The 19193-nt window shown below is 61.5% G+C and carries 26 protein-coding genes; 15 read left to right on the top strand and 11 right to left on the bottom strand.

Annotated elements, in window-relative coordinates:
• The first annotated feature begins 17 nt into the window (after window positions 1-17).
• From ACOZ4N_RS01110 to ACOZ4N_RS01100, 3 genes are all read left to right on the top strand, one after another.
• On the top strand, window positions 18-194 hold the full coding sequence (locus ACOZ4N_RS01110) for a hypothetical protein (protein WP_424016361.1): 177 nt from the start codon (window positions 18-20) through the stop codon (window positions 192-194).
• An 87-nt stretch (window positions 195-281) separates the two neighbouring features.
• On the top strand, window positions 282-1238 hold the full coding sequence (locus ACOZ4N_RS01105; RefSeq protein WP_424016360.1) for a DUF3179 domain-containing protein: 957 nt from the start codon (window positions 282-284) through the stop codon (window positions 1236-1238).
• Window positions 1235-2527, top strand: a complete 1293-nt coding sequence (locus tag ACOZ4N_RS01100) for a YncE family protein (protein ID WP_424016359.1) — start codon at window positions 1235-1237, stop codon at window positions 2525-2527. The genes ACOZ4N_RS01105 and ACOZ4N_RS01100 overlap by 4 nt, the downstream gene beginning before the upstream one ends.
• A 78-nt stretch (window positions 2528-2605) precedes the next feature.
• Here the strand turns inward: ACOZ4N_RS01100 and ACOZ4N_RS01095 are convergent, their stop codons facing one another.
• From ACOZ4N_RS01095 to ACOZ4N_RS01085, 3 genes are all read right to left on the bottom strand, one after another.
• A complete protein-coding gene (locus ACOZ4N_RS01095) occupies window positions 2606-3088 on the bottom strand; it encodes a DUF63 family protein (protein ID WP_424016358.1) in 483 nt (160 codons plus the stop codon).
• Between the two features lie 12 nt (window positions 3089-3100).
• Window positions 3101-3403 carry a PadR family transcriptional regulator gene (locus tag ACOZ4N_RS01090; protein ID WP_424016357.1) on the bottom strand — a complete coding sequence of 101 codons (303 nt, stop codon included), beginning with the start codon at window positions 3401-3403 and terminating at the stop codon, window positions 3101-3103.
• A gap of 126 nt (window positions 3404-3529) precedes the next feature.
• Window positions 3530-5071, bottom strand: a complete 1542-nt coding sequence (locus tag ACOZ4N_RS01085) for an FAD-dependent oxidoreductase (RefSeq protein WP_424016356.1) — start codon at window positions 5069-5071, stop codon at window positions 3530-3532.
• 267 nt (window positions 5072-5338) lie between these two features.
• On the opposite strand from ACOZ4N_RS01085, the gene ACOZ4N_RS01080 reads away from it, so the two are divergent.
• Together ACOZ4N_RS01080 and ACOZ4N_RS01075 are read left to right on the top strand one after the other, a co-directional pair.
• Window positions 5339-6067 (top strand): hypothetical protein, encoded by a 729-nt coding sequence (locus ACOZ4N_RS01080; RefSeq protein ID WP_424016355.1) that lies wholly within the window; start codon window positions 5339-5341, stop codon window positions 6065-6067.
• Window positions 6068-6401: 334 nt separating this feature from the next.
• A complete protein-coding gene (locus ACOZ4N_RS01075; protein ID WP_424016354.1) occupies window positions 6402-6974 on the top strand; it encodes a hypothetical protein in 573 nt (190 codons plus the stop codon).
• Window positions 6975-7044: 70 nt separating this feature from the next.
• Here ACOZ4N_RS01075 and ACOZ4N_RS01070 read toward each other — a convergent pair whose 3' ends face one another.
• Entirely contained in the window at window positions 7045-7251 is a 207-nt protein-coding gene (locus tag ACOZ4N_RS01070) for a hypothetical protein (protein WP_424016353.1), read from the bottom strand.
• Between the two features lie 120 nt (window positions 7252-7371).
• Between ACOZ4N_RS01070 and ACOZ4N_RS01065 the strand changes: the two genes are divergently transcribed.
• The 3 genes from ACOZ4N_RS01065 (at window position 7372) to ACOZ4N_RS01055 (ending at window position 9461) form a co-directional block, all read left to right on the top strand.
• Entirely contained in the window at window positions 7372-7929 is a 558-nt protein-coding gene (locus ACOZ4N_RS01065) for a carboxymuconolactone decarboxylase family protein (RefSeq protein WP_424016352.1), read from the top strand.
• Entirely contained in the window at window positions 7926-8885 is a 960-nt protein-coding gene (locus ACOZ4N_RS01060; RefSeq protein ID WP_424016351.1) for a sulfite exporter TauE/SafE family protein, read from the top strand. The genes ACOZ4N_RS01065 and ACOZ4N_RS01060 overlap by 4 nt, the downstream gene beginning before the upstream one ends.
• Before the next feature lie 147 nt (window positions 8886-9032).
• Window positions 9033-9461 carry a hypothetical protein gene (locus ACOZ4N_RS01055; protein WP_424016350.1) on the top strand — a complete coding sequence of 143 codons (429 nt, stop codon included), beginning with the start codon at window positions 9033-9035 and terminating at the stop codon, window positions 9459-9461.
• On the opposite strand, the gene ACOZ4N_RS01050 is transcribed toward ACOZ4N_RS01055, so the two are convergent.
• Window positions 9393-9911, bottom strand: a complete 519-nt coding sequence (locus ACOZ4N_RS01050) for an HTH domain-containing protein (RefSeq protein ID WP_424016349.1) — start codon at window positions 9909-9911, stop codon at window positions 9393-9395. The genes ACOZ4N_RS01055 and ACOZ4N_RS01050 overlap by 69 nt on opposite strands.
• 193 nt (window positions 9912-10104) lie before the next feature.
• On the opposite strand from ACOZ4N_RS01050, the gene ACOZ4N_RS01045 reads away from it, so the two are divergent.
• The 6 genes from ACOZ4N_RS01045 to ACOZ4N_RS01020 all read left to right on the top strand — a co-directional run bounded on the left by ACOZ4N_RS01045 (window position 10105) and on the right by ACOZ4N_RS01020 (window position 14722).
• Complete coding sequence (locus ACOZ4N_RS01045) at window positions 10105-10377, top strand: hypothetical protein (protein WP_424016348.1); 273 nt, start codon at window positions 10105-10107, stop codon at window positions 10375-10377.
• Window positions 10378-10446: 69 nt separating this feature from the next.
• Complete coding sequence (locus tag ACOZ4N_RS01040; protein WP_424016347.1) at window positions 10447-11037, top strand: helix-turn-helix domain-containing protein; 591 nt, start codon at window positions 10447-10449, stop codon at window positions 11035-11037.
• Window positions 11038-11157: 120 nt separating this feature from the next.
• Window positions 11158-11610: a winged helix-turn-helix transcriptional regulator gene (locus ACOZ4N_RS01035; RefSeq protein ID WP_424016346.1), complete on the top strand. Its 453-nt coding sequence runs from the start codon at window positions 11158-11160 to the stop codon at window positions 11608-11610.
• Window positions 11611-12975, top strand: a complete 1365-nt coding sequence (locus ACOZ4N_RS01030; RefSeq protein ID WP_424016345.1) for a dihydrolipoyl dehydrogenase — start codon at window positions 11611-11613, stop codon at window positions 12973-12975.
• A gap of 307 nt (window positions 12976-13282) precedes the next feature.
• The gene (locus tag ACOZ4N_RS01025) at window positions 13283-14068 is read left to right on the top strand and encodes a methyl-accepting chemotaxis protein (RefSeq protein WP_424016344.1); all 786 of its coding nucleotides are present in this window, start codon (window positions 13283-13285) and stop codon (window positions 14066-14068) included.
• A gap of 3 nt (window positions 14069-14071) precedes the next feature.
• Window positions 14072-14722 (top strand): class I SAM-dependent methyltransferase, encoded by a 651-nt coding sequence (locus tag ACOZ4N_RS01020; protein WP_424016343.1) that lies wholly within the window; start codon window positions 14072-14074, stop codon window positions 14720-14722.
• Window positions 14723-14737: 15 nt separating this feature from the next.
• Here the strand turns inward: ACOZ4N_RS01020 and ACOZ4N_RS01015 are convergent, their stop codons facing one another.
• The 4 genes from ACOZ4N_RS01015 to trxA form a co-directional block, all read right to left on the bottom strand.
• The gene (locus ACOZ4N_RS01015; protein ID WP_424016380.1) at window positions 14738-15301 is read right to left on the bottom strand and encodes a class I SAM-dependent methyltransferase; all 564 of its coding nucleotides are present in this window, start codon (window positions 15299-15301) and stop codon (window positions 14738-14740) included.
• Complete coding sequence (locus ACOZ4N_RS01010) at window positions 15187-15426, bottom strand: hypothetical protein (protein WP_424016384.1); 240 nt, start codon at window positions 15424-15426, stop codon at window positions 15187-15189. The genes ACOZ4N_RS01015 and ACOZ4N_RS01010 overlap by 115 nt, the downstream gene beginning before the upstream one ends.
• A 19-nt stretch (window positions 15427-15445) precedes the next feature.
• The gene (locus tag ACOZ4N_RS01005; RefSeq protein WP_424016342.1) at window positions 15446-16822 is read right to left on the bottom strand and encodes a radical SAM protein; all 1377 of its coding nucleotides are present in this window, start codon (window positions 16820-16822) and stop codon (window positions 15446-15448) included.
• Window positions 16823-16917: 95 nt separating this feature from the next.
• Window positions 16918-17262 carry a thioredoxin gene (gene trxA, locus ACOZ4N_RS01000; protein ID WP_424016341.1) on the bottom strand — a complete coding sequence of 115 codons (345 nt, stop codon included), beginning with the start codon at window positions 17260-17262 and terminating at the stop codon, window positions 16918-16920.
• 221 nt (window positions 17263-17483) lie between these two features.
• On the opposite strand from trxA, the gene ACOZ4N_RS00995 reads away from it, so the two are divergent.
• Entirely contained in the window at window positions 17484-18200 is a 717-nt protein-coding gene (locus tag ACOZ4N_RS00995; RefSeq protein ID WP_424016340.1) for a DUF547 domain-containing protein, read from the top strand.
• Window positions 18201-18229: 29 nt separating this feature from the next.
• On the opposite strand, the gene ACOZ4N_RS00990 is transcribed toward ACOZ4N_RS00995, so the two are convergent.
• The gene (locus ACOZ4N_RS00990) at window positions 18230-18715 is read right to left on the bottom strand and encodes a redoxin domain-containing protein (RefSeq protein WP_424016339.1); all 486 of its coding nucleotides are present in this window, start codon (window positions 18713-18715) and stop codon (window positions 18230-18232) included.
• Between the two features lie 74 nt (window positions 18716-18789).
• On the bottom strand, window positions 18790-19167 hold the full coding sequence (locus ACOZ4N_RS00985; RefSeq protein ID WP_424016338.1) for a winged helix-turn-helix transcriptional regulator: 378 nt from the start codon (window positions 19165-19167) through the stop codon (window positions 18790-18792).
• Window positions 19168-19193 lie beyond the last annotated feature (26 nt).

Here is a 19193-nt window from a genome sequence, read left to right as displayed (position 1 = left end):
CCTGCACACGACCCAATATGCCAGCAAACAACGCTGACCCCGGCAACGGGCTCCACACACCCGGTCCCGCACCCACGCCGTACGACCAGTACAGGTACGCCGACAGGCACGGCAGTGGCCGGATCTACCACGTCGAACTAATCGAGCAGTGGATCGAATCGGATCTCGTTCTCGACGTGTACGACTGGCGATGAGAGTACCGCATCAAGCCGTAGTGGTTCGTCGTCCATGACGCCTCCGCCCACCCGAAGAATCGTAACTGCGTGTCCCCTTTCTCTCCCATGAACGTCCGAGACGTGTTGCCGAAAGATGCGATTCAAAGCATCGACGAGCCGACGTTCGCCGGAACGTACTTCGGCGAGTCGGACGACGAGATGGTCGTTCTGGACGGCGACCCGCAGCGCGCGTATCCCCTCCGGATTCTCAGCTACCACGAGATCGTCAACGACGACGTCGACGGCGAACCCGTCGCGATCACCTGGTGTCCGATCTGCTGGAGTGCGGTCGCCTACCGGCGAACCGTCGACGATCGGACACTCACGTTCGGTGTTTCGGGAAAACTGGCCGATGATGCGCTCGTGATGTACGACCGGGAGACCGAGTCGGAGTGGCGTCAACCCTCGGGTGAGTGTCTGGCAGGCGAGCTAGAGGGTCGGTCACTCACCACCATTCCCACCGCGATGATGACGTGGCGTGAGTTCCGCGAAACCTATCCCGACGGCGTCGTTCTGGAACCCGTTCGGGGTGGCACTGGTCCCGGTGAGCGATCACACAGCCAGGAGTACGACATGGAGCCGTACCATCGCTACCGTGAGGACGACGATTTCGGGCTGTACGCGATGCGAGGCGAAGGTGATCGCCGGACGTGGGACCGAACAGATATCGACGCCAAGACTGTCGTGCTTGGGATCGAGCAGGAGGATGAGACGGTCGGATATCCGCTCCCGAGGGTCGAGGAAGCCGGCGGGGTCGTCACGGATACAATCGGCGGGATCGACGTGATCGTCGTCGCGAGCGACGGTGACCTCCACGCTTTCGAGGATCCAGGATTGGGGTGGGAACTGGTCGACGGGACACTCGTCGGAGACGATGCCACCTGGGATCCGGTGACGGGAACGAGCGAGGACGGACGGCAGTTGCGACGGATCCCCGCCAGAACCCTCTTTGCGTTCGCCTGGCAGGACGACCACGGGCCCGAAGCGTTCTACGACGCTACAGACGAGGGGGAGGACCGATGACGGACGACGAGTTTCTGCATCCCAACTGCGAGTCAGACACCCACCGTCCTCGCGTCTCGCGGCGGCTCCTGCTAGCGGGGTCGGCAGCCGCCGGCGTCGCGGCGACCGCCGGCTGTTCCTCGGACACAGAGGGCGAGACGACGACAGAACCTGGTTCGACCCAAGATTCGGTGACTACTGCCGATACGGTATTCGTATTCAACACCGGCGACCGGTCGATGAGCGTGATCGACGTGTCGAGCGACAAAGTGGTCGCGACGCACGATCTCGGACTGACGGCGTCGTTTCCCGCGAACCAGTATGCACCCGAACTGACGGATGAAGCGACAGACCCGCTCTGGCTCAACGTCGATTCTGGCGTCCGGGCGGTGGCTGTCGGCTCGCTCTCGGAGGTGGCCGCGGTCGAGACAGGTTCGGGGGCCAACTGGCAGGAAGTCACACCCGACGGGTCACATCTGGTCGTCAGCGCCCGGGAGCCAGCCCACGAACAGTTCCGGATCGACGCTGACCCGAACACGGACTCGTTCGGAAGCGTCACCGCAACGATCGACCGTGCTGACGAGGGCGGTCGAGGCGATAACGAGGGCCCAGGCCCGTGTGACGTGACGATCCATCTCGATGGGGAGTACGCCTACGTCCCGGATCTGTACGGCGACACACTGACCGTCGTCGATATCGGGACCTTCGAGATCGTACGGCAGGTCGACGTAGCACCGGTCGTCGGTGCGGCCGCGGCGCCGTGGATGGGAACGGCTGGCCCCGACGGAGAGAGACTCCTGGTCGAACATAACGAAGGTGCGGCTGGCACGGAAAGCATCTGGGACACTACCGATCCCGCCGTTCCCGAAGAAGTAGGCCGACTGACCAGCGATGATGGGCTTGGAGAGCATCCGCTCACGAGCGAAATCGGCCCGGATTCTGCGATCGGTTACGTGTTCACGCCGGGGACGAACGACGTGACCGTTCTCGACCTCGACAACGGAACCGTCACCGACCGTCTCGACGTGGGTGGCTCTGCGTTCGTCGGCACCTGGGGTCCGAACCACGAGAAATTGTACGTCCCCGTCCAGAGCAGCGACGAGGTGAAGGTTATCGACCACGAACGTCGTGCAGTATCGACGACCATCTCCGTCGGATCGCGACCCTACGGGGCGACAGCCGGGCTCATCCGTCCGACCGAGGGGGCCTTGGAATCGGAGCAATCACCACGTGAAAACCTCCAGCGACAGCTCTCCGAAACCGGAACGACGTACTGTATCGGGAACTGTGCCTGTGGGCACCAACTGTGAACCGTATGTGATATAGACTGAATTCGGTCCATTCTCTCCGTGGTTTCACGGGAGAACATCGACGTCCATGTCTTGTTCTCAAAACGTTGCCTGGAGAACGAGGTTGTTGATGCCCGGCCACAGACCGGCCATGCCCGCACCGACAAGTGCCAGCGCTGTGAACCCGTCCAGGCCGTCACCATTCGGCCGAACGATGGAGATCAGGAGGGCTGTGATGCCGATTTTGAGAAGCAACTGAACCCACGCAGTCCCGAGTACGGAAGCCGTCGGTAGCTGATTCGCAGTCTCCAGGACGAGCCGCGAGAGCGGGACCTGCTCCGTGAACCCGAGTAGATCGATACCGACGATCGTGGTCACACCGTCCAGCGTCTGCCCGAAGAGAACGAAAATCCCGAGGATTCCCGCGCTCCGCATTCGATCCGGCATCAATCTGTGGAAGCCTCCCCACAGGAGACCACTCAAAAGGCTAGAAATGGCGAGCGAAACAGCCGGCCAGCCGTACTGGCTCGACTGCAGTACGACACTGTCACCAACTCCCGAGGTGGCGATGAGGACGGACACGGACTTGAGTACTCAGGGACTCGACGTGTTCGGTCGGTCGCTGTGTGAGACGTACATCGATTCCCACCGACGTCGTCGCTGGATGGATTGCCGCCCGTCGTCGGTGATCGTATACGAGTTCGTACGCTGATCGTGGGCCCCCTTCTCGAGCAATCCCTTCTCCGTGAGTTCGTCGAGATTGGGGTACAGTCGACCGTGGTTGATCTCCCCCTCGTAGTAATCGTCGAGTTCGGCTTTGATTCCGAGCCCGTGTGGCTCGTCCAGCCCAGCGACGACGTAGAGGACATCGCGCTGGAACGCGGTGAGATCGTCCATTGGTGCCGGAACAATAGAGAGGGTATCTTATCAGGTCTCGGTAACGTCAATTTCACTCGGAAACGTTTGGGAAACTGTGACTACCAGGTTGGAAGCGACCGCGGGAGGTCGCGAAGAGAGCGGGCCTCAATCTGCAGTCCCCGAGGCCGATGCGAGCTCCCGATGCCTGACCGAAATCGCTCGCTCCTGGAGATCCTCCTGGGCAGGACCGTCGATTACCCGACCCTCGATGGTATATCGTGACCCGTCACAGGGACAATCCCACGTTTCGCCGGCCTCGTTCCACTGCAACGTACACCCGCTATACGTGCAAGTCCCCGAGACCGCTCGCCACTCCCCGTCGTCGGTCCGGTACACACCGAGTTGCTCGCCGTCGACGGACACGACTGCTCCGCTGCCGGGATCGAGGTCAGGGACACGTTCCATCTCCCGGCCCAGGAGGCCCCGGTGACCGGACACGCGCTGTTTCATCATGTTGGTGCCCGCTTTCGGCAGTCGTTTGAGCGACCGAAGCGGGGGGAGTCGGTTGGGCGAGTAAAGCTGTTCCCACTCGTTCTCTCGGCCACTGATGAGGTCGGTCAGGAGCAGTCCAGCAACGGTCCCGTGGGTCATCCCCCACCCGCCGAACCCGGTGACGACGTAGAGGCTGTCGGAAAACGGCGAGATCGGACCGATGTACGGGACCCGGTCCATCGTCATGTAATCCTGCGCGGACCAGCGGTAGGTGATGTCCTCGACCTCGAAGTGCGAGGTCGCGAACTGCTCGATCTCTCTGAGGAGGTCCATCGTGTCGCCACCGAGACCGGTCGGATGGCGACGGCCTTCTACCAGAAGCATCGTTCCGTCGTCGGTCGGAATCGGCCGGAACGAGTGGCTCTTCGCACCGGCACTGAAGTAGAGATCCTCGGGGGGTTCCCCGTCTGTTTCCACGGTGAGGATGTACTCCTGGCCTGGGAGCGTCCGCATCGTATAGAGGAGCCGTTTAGTGAACGGAAAGTGCGTCGCCACGACGACGTCATCGGCGTTCACACGCCCGTCCTTTGTTTCGAGTCGATGCGGAGACCCTGTCTCGACGTCCGTCATACGGGTGTTCTCGTATATCTGACCGCCGTCGCGCTCGAAACTGTCCAGTAGCGCCAGCAGATACTTTCGGGGATGGAAGTGCGCCTGGTTCTCGTACCGAATTGCAGCTGCGACGTCCACCGGTGCGGGCACGTCCTCGACAAAGGAAGCGTTCAACCCCAGCCGCTGGGCCGCATCGACCTCGGTTTCGACCTGCTGCCGTTTCTGCTCGGTCGGGACGTACGTGTAGGCTGATGCTCTCGTGAACTGACAGTCGATGTTGGCCCGATCGACGCGGGTCGCCATCTCCTCGAGTGCCGTTCGGTTCGCGTCCGCGTACAGTCTCGCTTTCCGCTCTCCGAACGCGCTCGCGAGGTAGTCGTATCGGAGGCCGTGCGCGACAGTGACCTTCGCTGTGGTGTGACCGGTCGTCTGTCTCGCGATCCGATTCGCGTCCAGTAACGCCACGGAGTGGCCTTCCTCTGCCAGAAAGCGTGCGGTCGAAATGCCTGCGATACCAGCGCCGATAACAGCGACGTCCGTCGAAATCGTCTCCCGGAGAGCCGGATACGAGGGCTGGTCGGTCGAATCGACCCAGTACGACATAGCGTCTTCTGGGAGTTGTAACTGCGGGGAGTCCGGACACATGGGATGGTATTCAGGAGCGACGTCAATAGAGACTGTGTAGCTCGAGAAATGAGTCTACACTGAGGCGAAACGATGTCGTGTCCGGATTCTCTTCGGGGAGTCCGTCTCCCCTGTTGATGAAGCATAGCAAGAATCAGAAACCGAGTGGGGTACCTGCATTGTCCAGCATCATTCTTACTCGCTTGGGACCCCTACTTCGTCCAACCGAGAGGTCGACGATTCATCATGGCCGACGACCACATCACCCCATCCCGTCGGACGGTTCTCGGGACGGCAGGGATTACGATAGCCGGCATGCTTTCGAGTTCGACGGCCGCTGCCCGACAGCAAGACGGCGATGGAACTGCGACACCGACACAGGCGAACGGTGGCGGGAGTCGAGAGGAAGTGATGGAGATAATCGATGATTGGGAGGAAAAACAACGGACGGAGACGATGAATACGATGGACAAGTACGGTGTGCCAGCGGGAATCACAGAGCGCCGGCTCATCTGGTATGACGCCGGCCCGTGGAAGCGGATAGAGATATTCAAGAACGCCACCCAGCACAACTTCCCCACCCCACATCCCGACTTCTTCGAGCAGTTCATCGACTACCAGGTTCCCACGGACAAAGCAGACGAGTTGACCGAGTACGACGGGAGCGTGATGTTCGAGCGAACCACCGGGGAGCTATCCGCTCGTTGCCACACCGAGTGGGCCAACTTCCTCGCGATTAACCTCGCCCACGAACTCCTGACGGACCAGCTGTCCGTCGACGAGGCGCGACGGGCGTACGCCCAAGCTGTCATCGCGAAGATGAACGGCCAGACGCCACCCCGGACCGAGTCCTTCCAGTTCGATCTCCCGCAGGGGCCGCAAGTCGACCGTGGCGAGGCGATCATCCAGAACGGTGAGATTGTCATGGACCAGGGCGAAGAGACCGAAACCCAGACGCAAACACCGACCCAGTAACCATACCATCTCCTCGCTTCCTTCTCCCGACGACTGGGCCGGCGAGTCCAAGCGGTGTTCTCGCTAATATGACGGAAACCGGTGTCGCCAACACTGTTTCCAAGGAATTAGACCGTCGTGGTGCTCTCGAGACATATAAATCTATCTCGCATACTGAACCCGGTCACCTATCCGAGTGACAGTCTTCTCGATACGCTCTCGTAGCAGAACTCGCTATGGACAATCACAACAGGGGGTCCAACAGTCAGTTCACGACGACCGAGCCATACCACCGGTTCCGGGATACGGTGGGGGCGAGCGCTGTATCGGGGCGGTTCGTGACGAGGGACTGTCGATGACTGACTGTGAGTACTGCGGTGAGCACTTCGAGGACGAAGAGAACTACCTGTCCCATCTAGCGGACGAACACGGCGATGAACTCGGCCCCATCGACAGACGTCGGGTGGGGGCTGATGACGGGGGCGGGCTTCCAATCGGGCCAATCGTACTGGGTCTGGTGCTGGTCGGCGCCGTAGGCTTGGTCGTCTTTGTGACATTCTTCATGGGAGAGAGTGTGCCATCAGATATCGGGCAGGTAGGATCCGCGCACTATCACGGCACGATCGAGATGTCTGTCCTCGGCAACGAGGTGGATTTCTCGCAGGAACAGTATCAGCACCAGGCCGACCGGTTTCATTTCGAGGGAGACGGCCGGTGGCACGCGCATGCAACAGGTGTGACGCTGGGCTTCGGAATGGAGACGCTAGGAATAAACGTGACGGAGGATTCCGTCGAGTACAACGGCGAGAGGTATGCCCAAAGCGACGGATATGACGTCACTGTGGCAGTCAACGGGGACTCGGTCTCACCGGACGAGTACGTCCTGCAGGACGGTGACCGTGTCCAGATCACCGTGTCTGAGTCCTGAGGTCGTGTTCAGCCGTCCAAGGGCGGCTCAACCCGGCGGCACCGCTTGACACCCTCTCGGAAAGGTGAGTTCACTCTGGCGACCACTTGCAGGCGTCGCCCGTCGTGAGATCTTCCTCGTCGACGTGTGCCGACAGGCACGCGTAGTTACAGAAATAGGTGGGCGAGCCGCAGTCGTCGGTGCAATCGCGGACGCACACCGGATCGTGGTCGAAGATGTCCGATCCACAGTAGGCACACGATTCGTCAGCCGTCGGTGTCGTGATGGTCGTCGACATAGACGAACGGAGTGGCCGGCGCACGAAAAGGATGTCGCCGATACGGCCTACTGAGCCCGTATTCACTGGGTTACGCGGGTGTGAGCTACGATTTTTATGACCCTCGGAGAATCCTGGAGCGTGACGCGAGTCGACCTACTCGAACTGGACGAGATCCCCGAGGAGTACCATTACCTGTTCACGGACGACTATCTGGGCGACCGTCACATCTTCCGGGCCTGGGCGCACAACCCACAGGTGTTGGAAGCCACGCTGGAATACCTGAACACGCTGTACGATCAGTTGACGCCCCGGAAGAAGGAACTCGTGATCCTGACCGTCGCCTGGGCACGTGGTGCCCGGTACGAATGGCACCAGCACGTGGATATCGCCCGCGATAAGGGCGTCTCCACCGACGAAATGCGCGCCATCGGCGGCGGTGACTTCTCCGGATTCGACGACGAGGAGTTCGTCCTCCTGCAGTACGCCCAGGCCGTCGCTGAAGGCGAGGTGACCGACCAGATCCACGCGGCGTTGACGACGCAGTACAGCGACGCCGAGATCGTCGCGGTCGGCCTGCTGGTCGACTTCTACGTCGGCCTGTGTAACTACGTGGCGTCAGTGGACCTGCCCTTCGAGGGCGGAGAGTTCGTCGGCTGGACGCCCGAAGACGAGACGGTCGCCGAACTCTTTGCATGAGGCGCTCGCTCGGGACCGCGTTGGTTGCAGTCGGAGTGGTCGTCACTGCGGGGACGGCCCTCGGGTCGACGGGTGGCGGATCGGCGGTCCCGGGTGGATTCCCGATGGATGCGTTCCTGGCCCACTGGTGGGTCTTCCCTGCCTCGATCGTGTTCTCGACGGTCGCGCTGGCGTCGGGCGTGTCGGGCGCGCTCTTTTTCAGCCCCTTCTTCATGCTCGGTGTCGGACTGACGCCCTCACAGGCGATCGGTGCAGGGTTGTTGACCGAAGTGTTCGGAATGGGCAACGGTCTTCGGTCGTACGTCAAACAGCAGGTCGTCGACTTCCAGACCGCCAAGTGGCTGCTAGCCGGCGCGGTTCCAGCCGTCGTCGTCGGTGCCTTTGCCGCCCATTACGTCGATCCCCAGATCTTGAAGGGGATCTTCGGAGTGGGTCTTGTCGCGCTCGGCGGGTTTCTGGTGTACTACGATCCGCCCGAGGAGTGCGTCCCAGGCGAGTGCGAGGGCGAGTTTTTACGGGAGAAGAACTCGGGGCGCGGCAAGACCACTATCGAATCCGCTGACGGAGAGACGTTCACCTACGATACCTGCTGGCGGCCGCCAGGTGTTGCGCTCTCGACCGTCGGCGCGTTCGTCACCGGGCTCATCAGTGCCGGCCTGCCAGAGATTATCACGACGCAGCTGATCGTCCGGTGTCGGATCCCGCCCCGGGTGGCCGTCGCGACGAGCGTGTTCGTCCTCGCCATCGCGGCGGGTGCGGGTGCGCTCGTCCATGCCCTGACGGCGACGCCGGTCTGGTACATTGTCGCCTGGTCGATTCCGGGGGTAGTGATCGGCGGGACCGTCGGAACTCGCGTCGGGAAGTATGTCCCCAGCGACCTGATGGAGGTCGGTCTCGGGGTCGTCTTTGGGTTCGTCGGCCTGCTCATCCTCGTGACCGAGTTCGTCATCGCTTGAGCAGTGGTTGCCGAACGCGAGAGCCGGCGGGTTTCCTCGGAGTAACCGGCTTTCCCCTAACTCAGCAGACACTTATTACCGCTGACAGTCAGTAGGTTACTAGAGGTTACCAGAATACCTGGTAACACCTCGAACTGGAATTCAATCATGGCAGATCCAACCATACTCGGCGGACTGGTCGGCGGACTGATCGCAACAATAGTCATGACGGTGTTCATGATGGCACTGGGCGACGACTCGCCGCCACCGACGGCGGCACTGTGGTCGAAATACGTCGGTGACGGCCCCCCCGAAGAGTACATGCCACAAGGAATGGCACTGCACATGCTATACGGTATCGGTGCCGGTGGTGCCTTCGCTGTCGCAGTCCCATTCCTCGGCGTCAGCCTTACGCTCGCGACAGCGGTCGGGCTCGGACTCGTCTACGGGATTCTCCTGACCGTCGTCGGGATGGTGCTGTGGATGCGGATCGTCCTGGCGATGGAGCCGGAACCGAAAACGATGGGCCTATTCTTCGTCTTCCACCTGATCTACGGCGGCGTCCTCGGCGCGTGGCTCTCGTTGGGCCTCGTCTGATCGACTACCGACATCCTCCCACTCGTACTCTTCCAGGCGATCAGCGATGCTCATCTGTTCGCTACCGTTACTCGAGGGTGCCACGAAGGTAAGCTCTCCCTCGCGGTACTCGGCCATCGTGACACGTGGAAAGACGATTCCGGTGACGGTCGTTCCCGTCAGCAGTGACTCGGTGTTTCGTCGCTCGAATCCGACGAGTTCACGGCCGTTTTCGTCGGCCCACGTCTGAAAGGACTCGTACCGGTCGAGGAGTTGCGCACCAGGATTTGTCTCGGCCATCGCGGATCGCGGGCACACACAATCGCCGCAGAGAACGACCTCGAATCCACGGATTCGGTCCCGCTCGTCGAGCGATCGGAGCCGCCGGAGGGTCCGTTCCTGGTAATCGCGGCCAGTGCTGGGTGCCAGTGATCGACAGAAGAGTTCGATCCGCGGTGACTTGGAAGCCATCGCTAGACGACCCCGATACGGTCGCAATCCTCACGTGTCAGTCGCCATCGCCGATACATGTCACAGGATACCTGAACCACCCCTTTGAACATGGCTGAGGTCGAGGTAACAGGGTGAGGACGAGGTACACAAGGGGTTATACCGAACCGTCCGATAGAACGTGTATTGCCGGGACGCGGCCCGTCACCAAGCAATGACTCCCTCGCCATCAGAGCTCGTCGAATTCGTCGTCACTCGATACGACGAGCTAGAACGTCCGCTGACGCCATCCGACGCAGCTACCCGCTTTGGCGTCGATCGGAAGAAAGCCGAGGAATGCTTCGACCAACTCCTCGAGTGTAAACTCCTCGCAAGGGTCGACGACGGCTATCGTCCCACAGTCACCGCCAGGGAGCTGCTCGAACTGGACATCGACGACGGCTTCATGATAGTCGATGGAAACGTGGACGACTGTGAATTCGACTGACACCACACTTTTCTTCCCTGCCTTCGACCGTCCACTCGAAAGGGCCACGCGGCTGTCCGATTCCTGATCATGACACACGACGACCCACCGGCTGGCGAGCTATCCGGCGAAGCGAATCTACTCGATCGCCAGTACGGGATCTACCAATGCAACGACTGCGAGAACGTCGTCCTGGCGTTGCGGGACTGCGATGGGGGGATGACGTGCCACGGGCAGACGATGGAGCGGGTCACGGACGCCAATATCGACATCGAACCACCTGACGTCAAAGATGTCCTCCTCGATGCGTTCGGGCTCCCGAAGCCGGGGCTCGACATCTGCCTCTGTGTCATCGGTGAAGGCCCCATGCCACCTGCTGACGTGGCCGAGCATCTGGATTACGACGAATCGACCGTCCGTCGGTACCTCAACAAACTCGTCGACATCGGACTGCTAGAGAAGTCCCAACTGAATCGGGAAGGGGGCGGCTTCGTCAACGTCTATCACTCCATCGACATCACGGAGATGCACCGAGACACGATGATCGGCTTCTACGTGTGGGCCGGCGAAGCCGCAACACTCATCGAGGAAGCCAATCTGACCAAAGAGGAGTATCTCGACGAGGAATATGCTGAAGGGCTCAACGACGTATTCTGGGAACGATTCGAGAGCGAGTCGTAGCCCCGTACCCTCCGTCCCACGAAACCGCTATAAATATCTAACGGAGAGACGGGACGGAAGTACCCGTCCGAGATGTCTTGAATACGGTTTCGGTCGTCCCATCGGGTAGAGGCCACACCAATGGATACCGAATCAGGACGCGGATTCGACCGGACCGGCGATGCTCGTGGGCCATCGGGGCCCCTATTCACAGACGTCGAGGAAACGTTGCTGTCGATGCAGGAGATCGTCGGCAGGAAGTGGCAGCCGATCATCGTCTATTACCTGCTCGAAGACGGGCCGATGGGGTTCAGCGCGCTCAAGGAGACGGTCGACGGGATCTCCTCGAAGATGCTCTCGGAAAGTCTCGACGACCTCGAAGCGACGGGACTCGTCGACCGGACGCTCCTCAGCGACCAACCCGTCCGGGTCGAATACGAACTCACACAGGACGGTCACTCGCTCGAACCGCTCGTCATCGAGATGGTCAACTGGGGTGCAGAGCACGATGTAGCCACCGATGGGCTCAGCACCGAAACCACTGACGAGACCACTCCGGCTGAGAAGACTGCAGTGTACGTGGAGGGCGAGTAGATGCCCTACCACGACCTCCTCGTCATCGGTGGCGGTACCGGGAACAACGTCGCCGCTGCGGGAGCTGACGCCGGACTCGACACTGCGCTGATCGAACCGGGTCCGCTCGGCGGAACCTGTCTCAACCGCGGCTGCAATCCATCGAAGATGCTGATCCAGGCGGCAAGGGCCGCCAATCACGTCCGCCAGGCGGAGCGGTTCCACCTCGACGCATCGCTCGACGGCGTCGACTTTGCTGGAATCGTCGACGACATGGACGAGACGCTGTCAGCGCTGGCGGAGGGAATGGAAGCAAACTACCGGGAGAAAGACGCACTCACAATTTACGACGACATGGCCGAGTTCGTCGACGAGCGCACTGTCGAAGTCGGTGGCGAGAAGGTCAGTGCAGACAAGGTGGTCGTCGCGGCCGGGAGTCGCCCGCTCGTCCCACCCATCGACGGGTTAGACGACGTCGACTACCTGACGAGCCAGGACGCGTTGTACCTGCGCGACCAGCCGGATTCGCTGGTAATCCTCGGGGGCGGCTACATCGCCGTGGAACTGGGCTACTTCTTCGAGTCGCTGGGCACCGACGTGACCATCGTCGAGATGATGGACACGCTCGTCCCCCGCGAGGATCCCGACCTGGCCGAGACCTTCACCGAGATCGCCCGTGACCGCCACGACGTCTATACCGGTCACCGGGTGACGGCCGTCGAGTCAGACGGCGAGATGGTTCGTGCATACGCCGAGACGGAAGCCGGAGACGAAGTGTCCGTCGCGGGTGACGAACTGCTCGTGGCACTCGGACGTCGACCGAACACGGACACGCTCGACGTCGCGGCTGGCGGGATCGAAACCGACGACAACGGGTTCGTCGTCACGAACGACCGGCTCGAGACGTCGGCTGAGAACGTCTGGGCGCAGGGTGACATCGCTGACAACGCGATGTTCAAACACTCGGGCGATTACGAGACGGAGGTCGCGATCGAGAACGTCGTCCACGAGGGGACGGCGACAACCGACTTCACGGGGATGCCACACGCGATCTTCACGGAACCCCAGATGGCCGGCGTCGGCCAGACGGAGGCCGAACTACAGGAGGCCGATCGGGAGTACGTCGTCGGTCGCGCCGACTTGCCCGAGACCCCGATGGGACGGGCGAAGAAACTCGACCACGGCTTCGTGAAAGTCCTCGCCGCTCCCGACGGTGAGATTCTCGGAACCCATGCACTCGGTTACGAGGCCTCGACGATGATCCACGAGGTAGTCGTGGCGATGCGGGCCGGGTCGGGCCACGTCGACGACATCACTGGAACGATCCACGCCCATCCGACGCTGAACAAGGTTGTCGAGTACGCCTTCGACGACGTGCCGGTGTGAAGATGTCGGGCACCGATGCATCCGCCGACTCGTCGGTCGGCGCGGCACGCGATCGACCGCGAGCCTCGACCGCCAGGCGCGGTCAGTCGCCGAAGTTCTCCTCGTACGCGTCGGGGTGGTTCTCCTTCGCGTGTTCTTTCAGTTCCTCGAGCGTGTCGAACGTTGCCCCGCAATCACAAGCGTGCTGTTCGTCGGACATCGCACCTGATATCGCCGATCGGACAGTAAATGCCTACCTGAGGTGGGCGTTACCCGCCTACCGCCGGGATACCGGACGCGAGCCGTCGGCCATCCGGGCGGTGATGGCGTGACCGCACACGACGTCGATGGTCGGACAGGTGATGGCAGCGGCGCCGGCGGTACTGCAGACAGTGGCGGAACGAACCTCGGTGAGTTGGCGACCGACCACGCCGAGCTCCTGTCGATCGTGGGCGCCGATCTGAGCGAGTCGAGTAGCGCGCTCGATTCGCTCTCTCGTGACGCCGCGACGGCCAACGAGGCGACCTCGGAAACCGCAGAGCTAGCTGAATCAGCCCAGGCCACCGCGCACGGGGCATACGAAGACGTCGCTGACGCGCAGGCCGCCGCGGCCTCGGCGCGCACCCAGCTGGAGGAGCTCGAAGCCGCCGTCGACGAGATCACCGAGGTGACGGAGATGCTCCACGAGATCGCCGATCAGACGAATCTTCTCGCCCTGAACGCGTCCATCGAAGCCGCACGCGTGGACGAGGGCGGCGAGGGGTTCGCTGTCGTGGCGGACGAGGTCAAGGAACTCGCCGAGGAGGCCCAAGCCCAGGCGAGCACCATCGAGTCGATCGTCACGGAGGTCCAGGACGAGGCTGCGGCCACTATCGAGGAAATCACGACCGTCGACGACCGGACGTCGCGTGCCGGGGAGTCAATTACGGAAACCGTCGGTGACCTCGACGCGATCACCGAGAGTGCCACCAAGACATCACGCAGCGTCGACTCGATGGCCGAAACGACGCAGACCTATGCCAATGACCTCGACGACCTAGCCGAGAACGTCATCGAGGCGATTCACCAGGCCCGCGAACTCGACGAACTGACGGGTGTGGGGTCCGACGAGTGAGTGATGGGTCGACCGATCGGTGACGTCTACGACTGGTGGAGTCACCACCCCGTGGCGTTGCGGGCGCTGTACGCGTTCGCGTTCATGGGCCGAGAGGCACGAATTCGACGCCGGGCCGTCTCTACGCTCGAGCCACGACCTGGTGAGCGAATCCTCGAAATCGGGTGTGGGAACGGAAACGGCTTCCCGCCGCTTCGTGACGGCGTCGGTCCGGACGGGACCGTGGTCGGCCTCGACGTCAGTGCGGGGATGGTGCGGTCTGCACGAGATCGGGTCAGGAAGGCCGGCTGGCAAAACGTTCACGTGCTTCGAGGGGACGCACGTCGTCCGCCAATGGAACCGGCCTCGTTCGACGCCATCTACGCGGCGATGTCCGTTAGCGCCGTCCCGGAGCCTGAGCGGGCGATCGACGCCGCGAAACGGGTGCTTCGACCGGGCGGTCGACTCGTTGTGCTCGACGCCCGACCGTTCGAGCAGTGGCCCTGGCGGGTCGCGAATTCACTCGTCGTCCCGATGGCGGAAGCCGCGACGAACTGGGTCCCTGAGGTCGACCTCTCGTCTGCCCTCCGCCGTGAGTTCGGATCCGTAGACGTCGAGACGTTCAACGCGGGGTCGATCTTCGTGGCACTCGCCCGGAAGTGTACGGACGATTGAGACCGTTCGGGGACTTCAGGATCGACTGGTAGCCACAATCGAGACGTAGCCGATACGGCCCGACTGGACCGCAGCTTCGAGTTCACGAGCGCCGTCTCGGAGCCGGTCGGAGTCACCGAGCAGCGTTGCGATTCGTTCGCCGTCGAGTGCGTCACGGATCCGGTCACGCATCTCCAGCAGGTCCTCCCGATGGGACCGTTCGTCGACGATTTCGAGACCGGCAGCCCCGATCTGGTCGCGGAGATGTGCAGGCTCACGGGGACCGTCGAGGCAGAGCAGCCCGTCGATCGGTGGCGGGAGAGTCGGAGTGGGTCCCTGTACGGTGACGTCCGAGAGAGCTAACCGACCCCCGGGTTCGAGGAGTCGGTCGATCTCGTTCAGCGTTCTTCGGAGGTCGCCCGACAGACAGAGCACGCATTCGGCCAGCACGACGTCGAAACTCGCGTCACAAAACGGGAGCGACGTCATGTCCCCACGGACGGCGTCTCGTCCAGTCGGTTGTCGATCCAGTCCGATGGCCCGAGCACCGCGGTCGCGGGCGAGTTCCAGCCCGTCTCCCGCTCCACATCCGACGTCCAGTACTCGCGTTTCCTGATCGACTCCTGCACGGTCAAGGAGGGCCCTGGTAGCGGCGTGTCCGCCAGGATGGAGCGGGCCGTCAACCACTGCGTCGAACGCACGCCACGGATCAGCGAGTATCGCATCGAGCGGGCCAGGCACGGTTTATTCTCCTTCCTCGGGTGTCGGTTCAGCCGTGCCGGGCTCGAATGGCTCCCCGCCGTCACCGGCGTCGACGGTCTCACGGCCTCCCCACCCGTGCCGATTGCGGAGTGCGTACCGCCCATCCTCTGTTGTCATATTGTACGCACAGAACGGCACGAGGTCCCCCTCCGGCGTCGGCACCGAGATACAGCAGTTGTCCAGCCGGTTGACGTCCGCAGCGTCTGCGTCCATGAATCCAGTGAGTGTCACCGGGAGGACGTCCCCTCCGCTCGGGACGTCGATCCCACAGCAGCTACTGGCGATTTCCACGGTTTCCGCACCCACGTCGGTGCCCGCTAATAGCTCCATCCAGTCGGCTTCGTCCACGAGCCCAGAGAGGGTGTCCCAGTTGTCGAGGTCGAGCAGGCCAGTTAACGGCAGGATTCCATCGTCGCCGTCCGGCATGACTGCCGTACTGAGTTGACAGTACGACGAACAGCACGGCACCGGGAGCAGGTCCCGCGGTTCGAGGGCGTCGATCTGTGCTGCGAGCCGACGGGCCGCTTCGTCGAGCGTGAAGCGGCCGTCGTTCGTCGCGTACCGTCCGAAGTGGGCGACCGGCTGGAAGTTGACCGATCGGACCACGTCCAGATTGTCGAGGGCGAAGCGGACGACGTCGCCCATCTCGTCGTCGTTCGTCCCGGGGACGACGGTCGGGACCAGAATCACCGGCAAGCCGGCGCGTCGGCAGGCATCGAGCGCATCGTCTTTCACGTCGACGAGGTCGACCTCGCGGATTGTCTCGTACGTTTCGCTCGTGACGCCGTCGAACTGGAGGTAGATGGCGGTGACGCCGGCATCGGCGAGCTGCTCAGCGTAGCCCTCGCGGTGAGCGAGTGCGATGCCGTTGGTGTTCACTTCGACGTGTTCGAATCCCATCTCACTCGCGGTCTGCACGAGTTCCGGCAGGTCGTCGTGAACGGTCGGTTCGCCCCCGGAGAACTGGATTGGCCTCGCCCCGCCCGCCGTTTTGACCGTTTCGAGTCGGTCGACGACTTCCTCGAATGCGAGTTGCTTCCCGCCGGGGCCAGAACTCGCGAAGCAGTAAGAACACGAGAGGTTGCAGTCCTCTGTTATCTCGATCACTGCGAGACAGGCGTGATCGCCACGAACCGTCAGGTCGTCGCTAGCGGTCGCCGATGTGTCGGGGCCGAACTGACTGGCCCACTCCCAGTGCTCACGTGAGCCCCAGACCTCTCGTTCCGTGGTCCCGTGGTCCGGACAGGTCCGGGTGAGAAAAACGGCGTCGTCGTTCGCGACGTACGCACCGGGCACCCGGTCGAGGCACGTCGGACAGAGGGCTGTCGTCGTCGCAAGTTCCGTATCGGCTTCTCCCATACGCTGCCATGGGCAGGTCACGTGCTAAAAGTGAAAGTTACCTCGGGGAAACCGGATCACGTGACGGTTCGTGCGCGACTAGCCAGTTGCTGCCGTCACTCGAGCAGATCAGCGAGTGCGTGCTTCTCGACGACGCCCGTAACCTGGTGCTCGACTTCGCCGTCCTCAAACACCAGGAAGGTCGGGATGGACCTGACACCGTACCGAGTCGGGATCTGTGGGAGCGATTCGATGTCGACTTTCACGACCGTTTCCGCTCGTTCCGCCGCGAGTTCGTCGACAACCGGACTCATACTCTGACAGGGACCACACCAGTCTGCGTAGAAGTCGACCAGTACCGGTTCATCAGTCGCAATCAAGTCGTCGAACTCAGCGACGCTCTCCACGTGTCCTGCACTCTGTGTATCCGTTTCAGTCGCTGTTGATTTGGTATCTGTCATCATACCGGATACGGTTCCTGCTTTGATAGGGGTTCGCGAACCAGCGGGTAAGTCAGTTACCGGTTGTTCACCGGAGACAACAGAGCCACAGACCGACCCGGGTTACCTTTCCCTCACTCGCAGATTTACGGTTCTATCACGATACGTCCTACTGTGAAAGACGGTACTCGGACGAATCATCGACTGGGGCAACTGTCGTTACGCGCTCGTTGATTCGACGGATGAGTTCGCAATCGACACTCCTCACGCTCTCACAGGAGTTCCTCACCGCCGTCAAGCGACGGGAGGATAGCACCGACTACCGAAATAGATTAGCGACCACGCCAGAGCGCGACCTGGCGACACTCACTGGGAACGAGGACACTGCCAAGGCGTTCTGGATCAACCTGTACAACGCGTTCGTCCAGTCCGAACTCGACCGTGATCCGTCACTCTACGATTCGAAACGTTCGTTTTTCGGCGATGAGCGATTCGAGGTCGCTGGCACTCGGTTGAGTCTCGACGACATCGAACACGGAATCCTCCGGTCGTCGAAATGGAAGTACGGACTCGGATACATTCCCAGGCTCTTCCCGAGTGAGTTCGAACGGGCCTATCGTCTCCCCACAGTGGACCCCAGAATCCACTTCGCACTCAACTGCGGCGCGGAAAGCTGCCCGGCGATCGCCGCTTATTCGGGATCGGGTATCGATCGGGAGCTCGACCTGAGTACACGGTCGTTTCTCCAGCAGTCCTCGAAGACCGATCCAAGTGCAGATGAGATCATCGTATCACGGTTGTTCCTCTATTACAGAGGGGACTTCGGTGGCCGCCGTGGCATCTACGAGTTCCTCGAGCGGTTCGACGTCATAGATGCCGAGGCACGGCCACGCGTCCGGTACGATTCCTACGATTGGGCGCTACACAGAGGGAACTACAGAGACGAACGCAACGGATGAACTGGCTGCTGTCTGGGCCAGAACGCTTGCTAGACGATCGCTTTGACGGCCTCCTGGACCGGTTCCCAGTCCGGTTGGTCCGAGGGCTCGTCCGTGCTCCAGGCGTACTTTATCACCTGGTCGGTGTCGATCACGAACACGGCTCGCTTCGCAATGCGTTTGTGGTCGTTGAATTCCTGGTAGAGGACGTCGTACGATTCGGCGACGGAGCCGTCACTATCGGAGAGCAGCGGTAAGTCGAGGTGTTGTTGCTGGCCGAACTCGCGATGACTGAAGATCCGGTCCGTCGAGACACCGAAGACGGTGACGGAGTCATCGACGGTGAACCACGACAGGTCGTGGAGATCGCATAGATTGTCCGTACAGGCTGGATGGAAATCGAAGAGGTAGAAATTCAACAGTACCGGCGTCTCTGATAGCCGTTCGGACAAGCCGTACAGATGGATTTCGTCGTCGTGTGACGATTCGATTCCGGGGAGGGTGAAGTCCGGTGCCTGCGTCCCTGTCGAAAGCATACAGGTACTCAGTTCGGACGACGTATCAATACGGGCTAACGTGTGGGTAACCGCATCAGGGTGTCCTGCGTTCGTTACGTGGGGTTATCCGTCCCTGGTTCGCTGAGGTGTTTCATGCCCCAATCCCGCATTTCCATGATGACTGGTTCGAGCGATCGGCCGTGATCAGTGAGTGAATACCTGACCCGAAACGGTTTCTCACTGATGATTTCTCGGTTGACGAGCTGGTTCTCCTCGAGATCTTCGAGGCTATCGGACAACACCTTACTGGAGATACCGTCGACGTCGGCTTTGAGTTCGTTGAACCCGCTCGGGCCGTGTTCTAATAGACGGTGGATGATGACTGGGTGCCACTTTTTGCTGATCAACGATGCGGTCGTAGTTACTGGACACCACTCTTTGCCTGCACACCAAACTTCGAGCTGACCGATCGTGTCGCCCTGTTCTCCCATACGGTGAATCGTTGCTCCGGTCAAAT

The organism is Halorientalis pallida, assembly GCF_049605515.1.
Lineage (GTDB): Archaea > Halobacteriota > Halobacteria > Halobacteriales > Haloarculaceae > Halorientalis > Halorientalis pallida_A.
The sequence above is the reverse complement of the archived record's forward strand: the minus strand, read 5'-3'. Positions and strand labels throughout refer to the sequence as shown.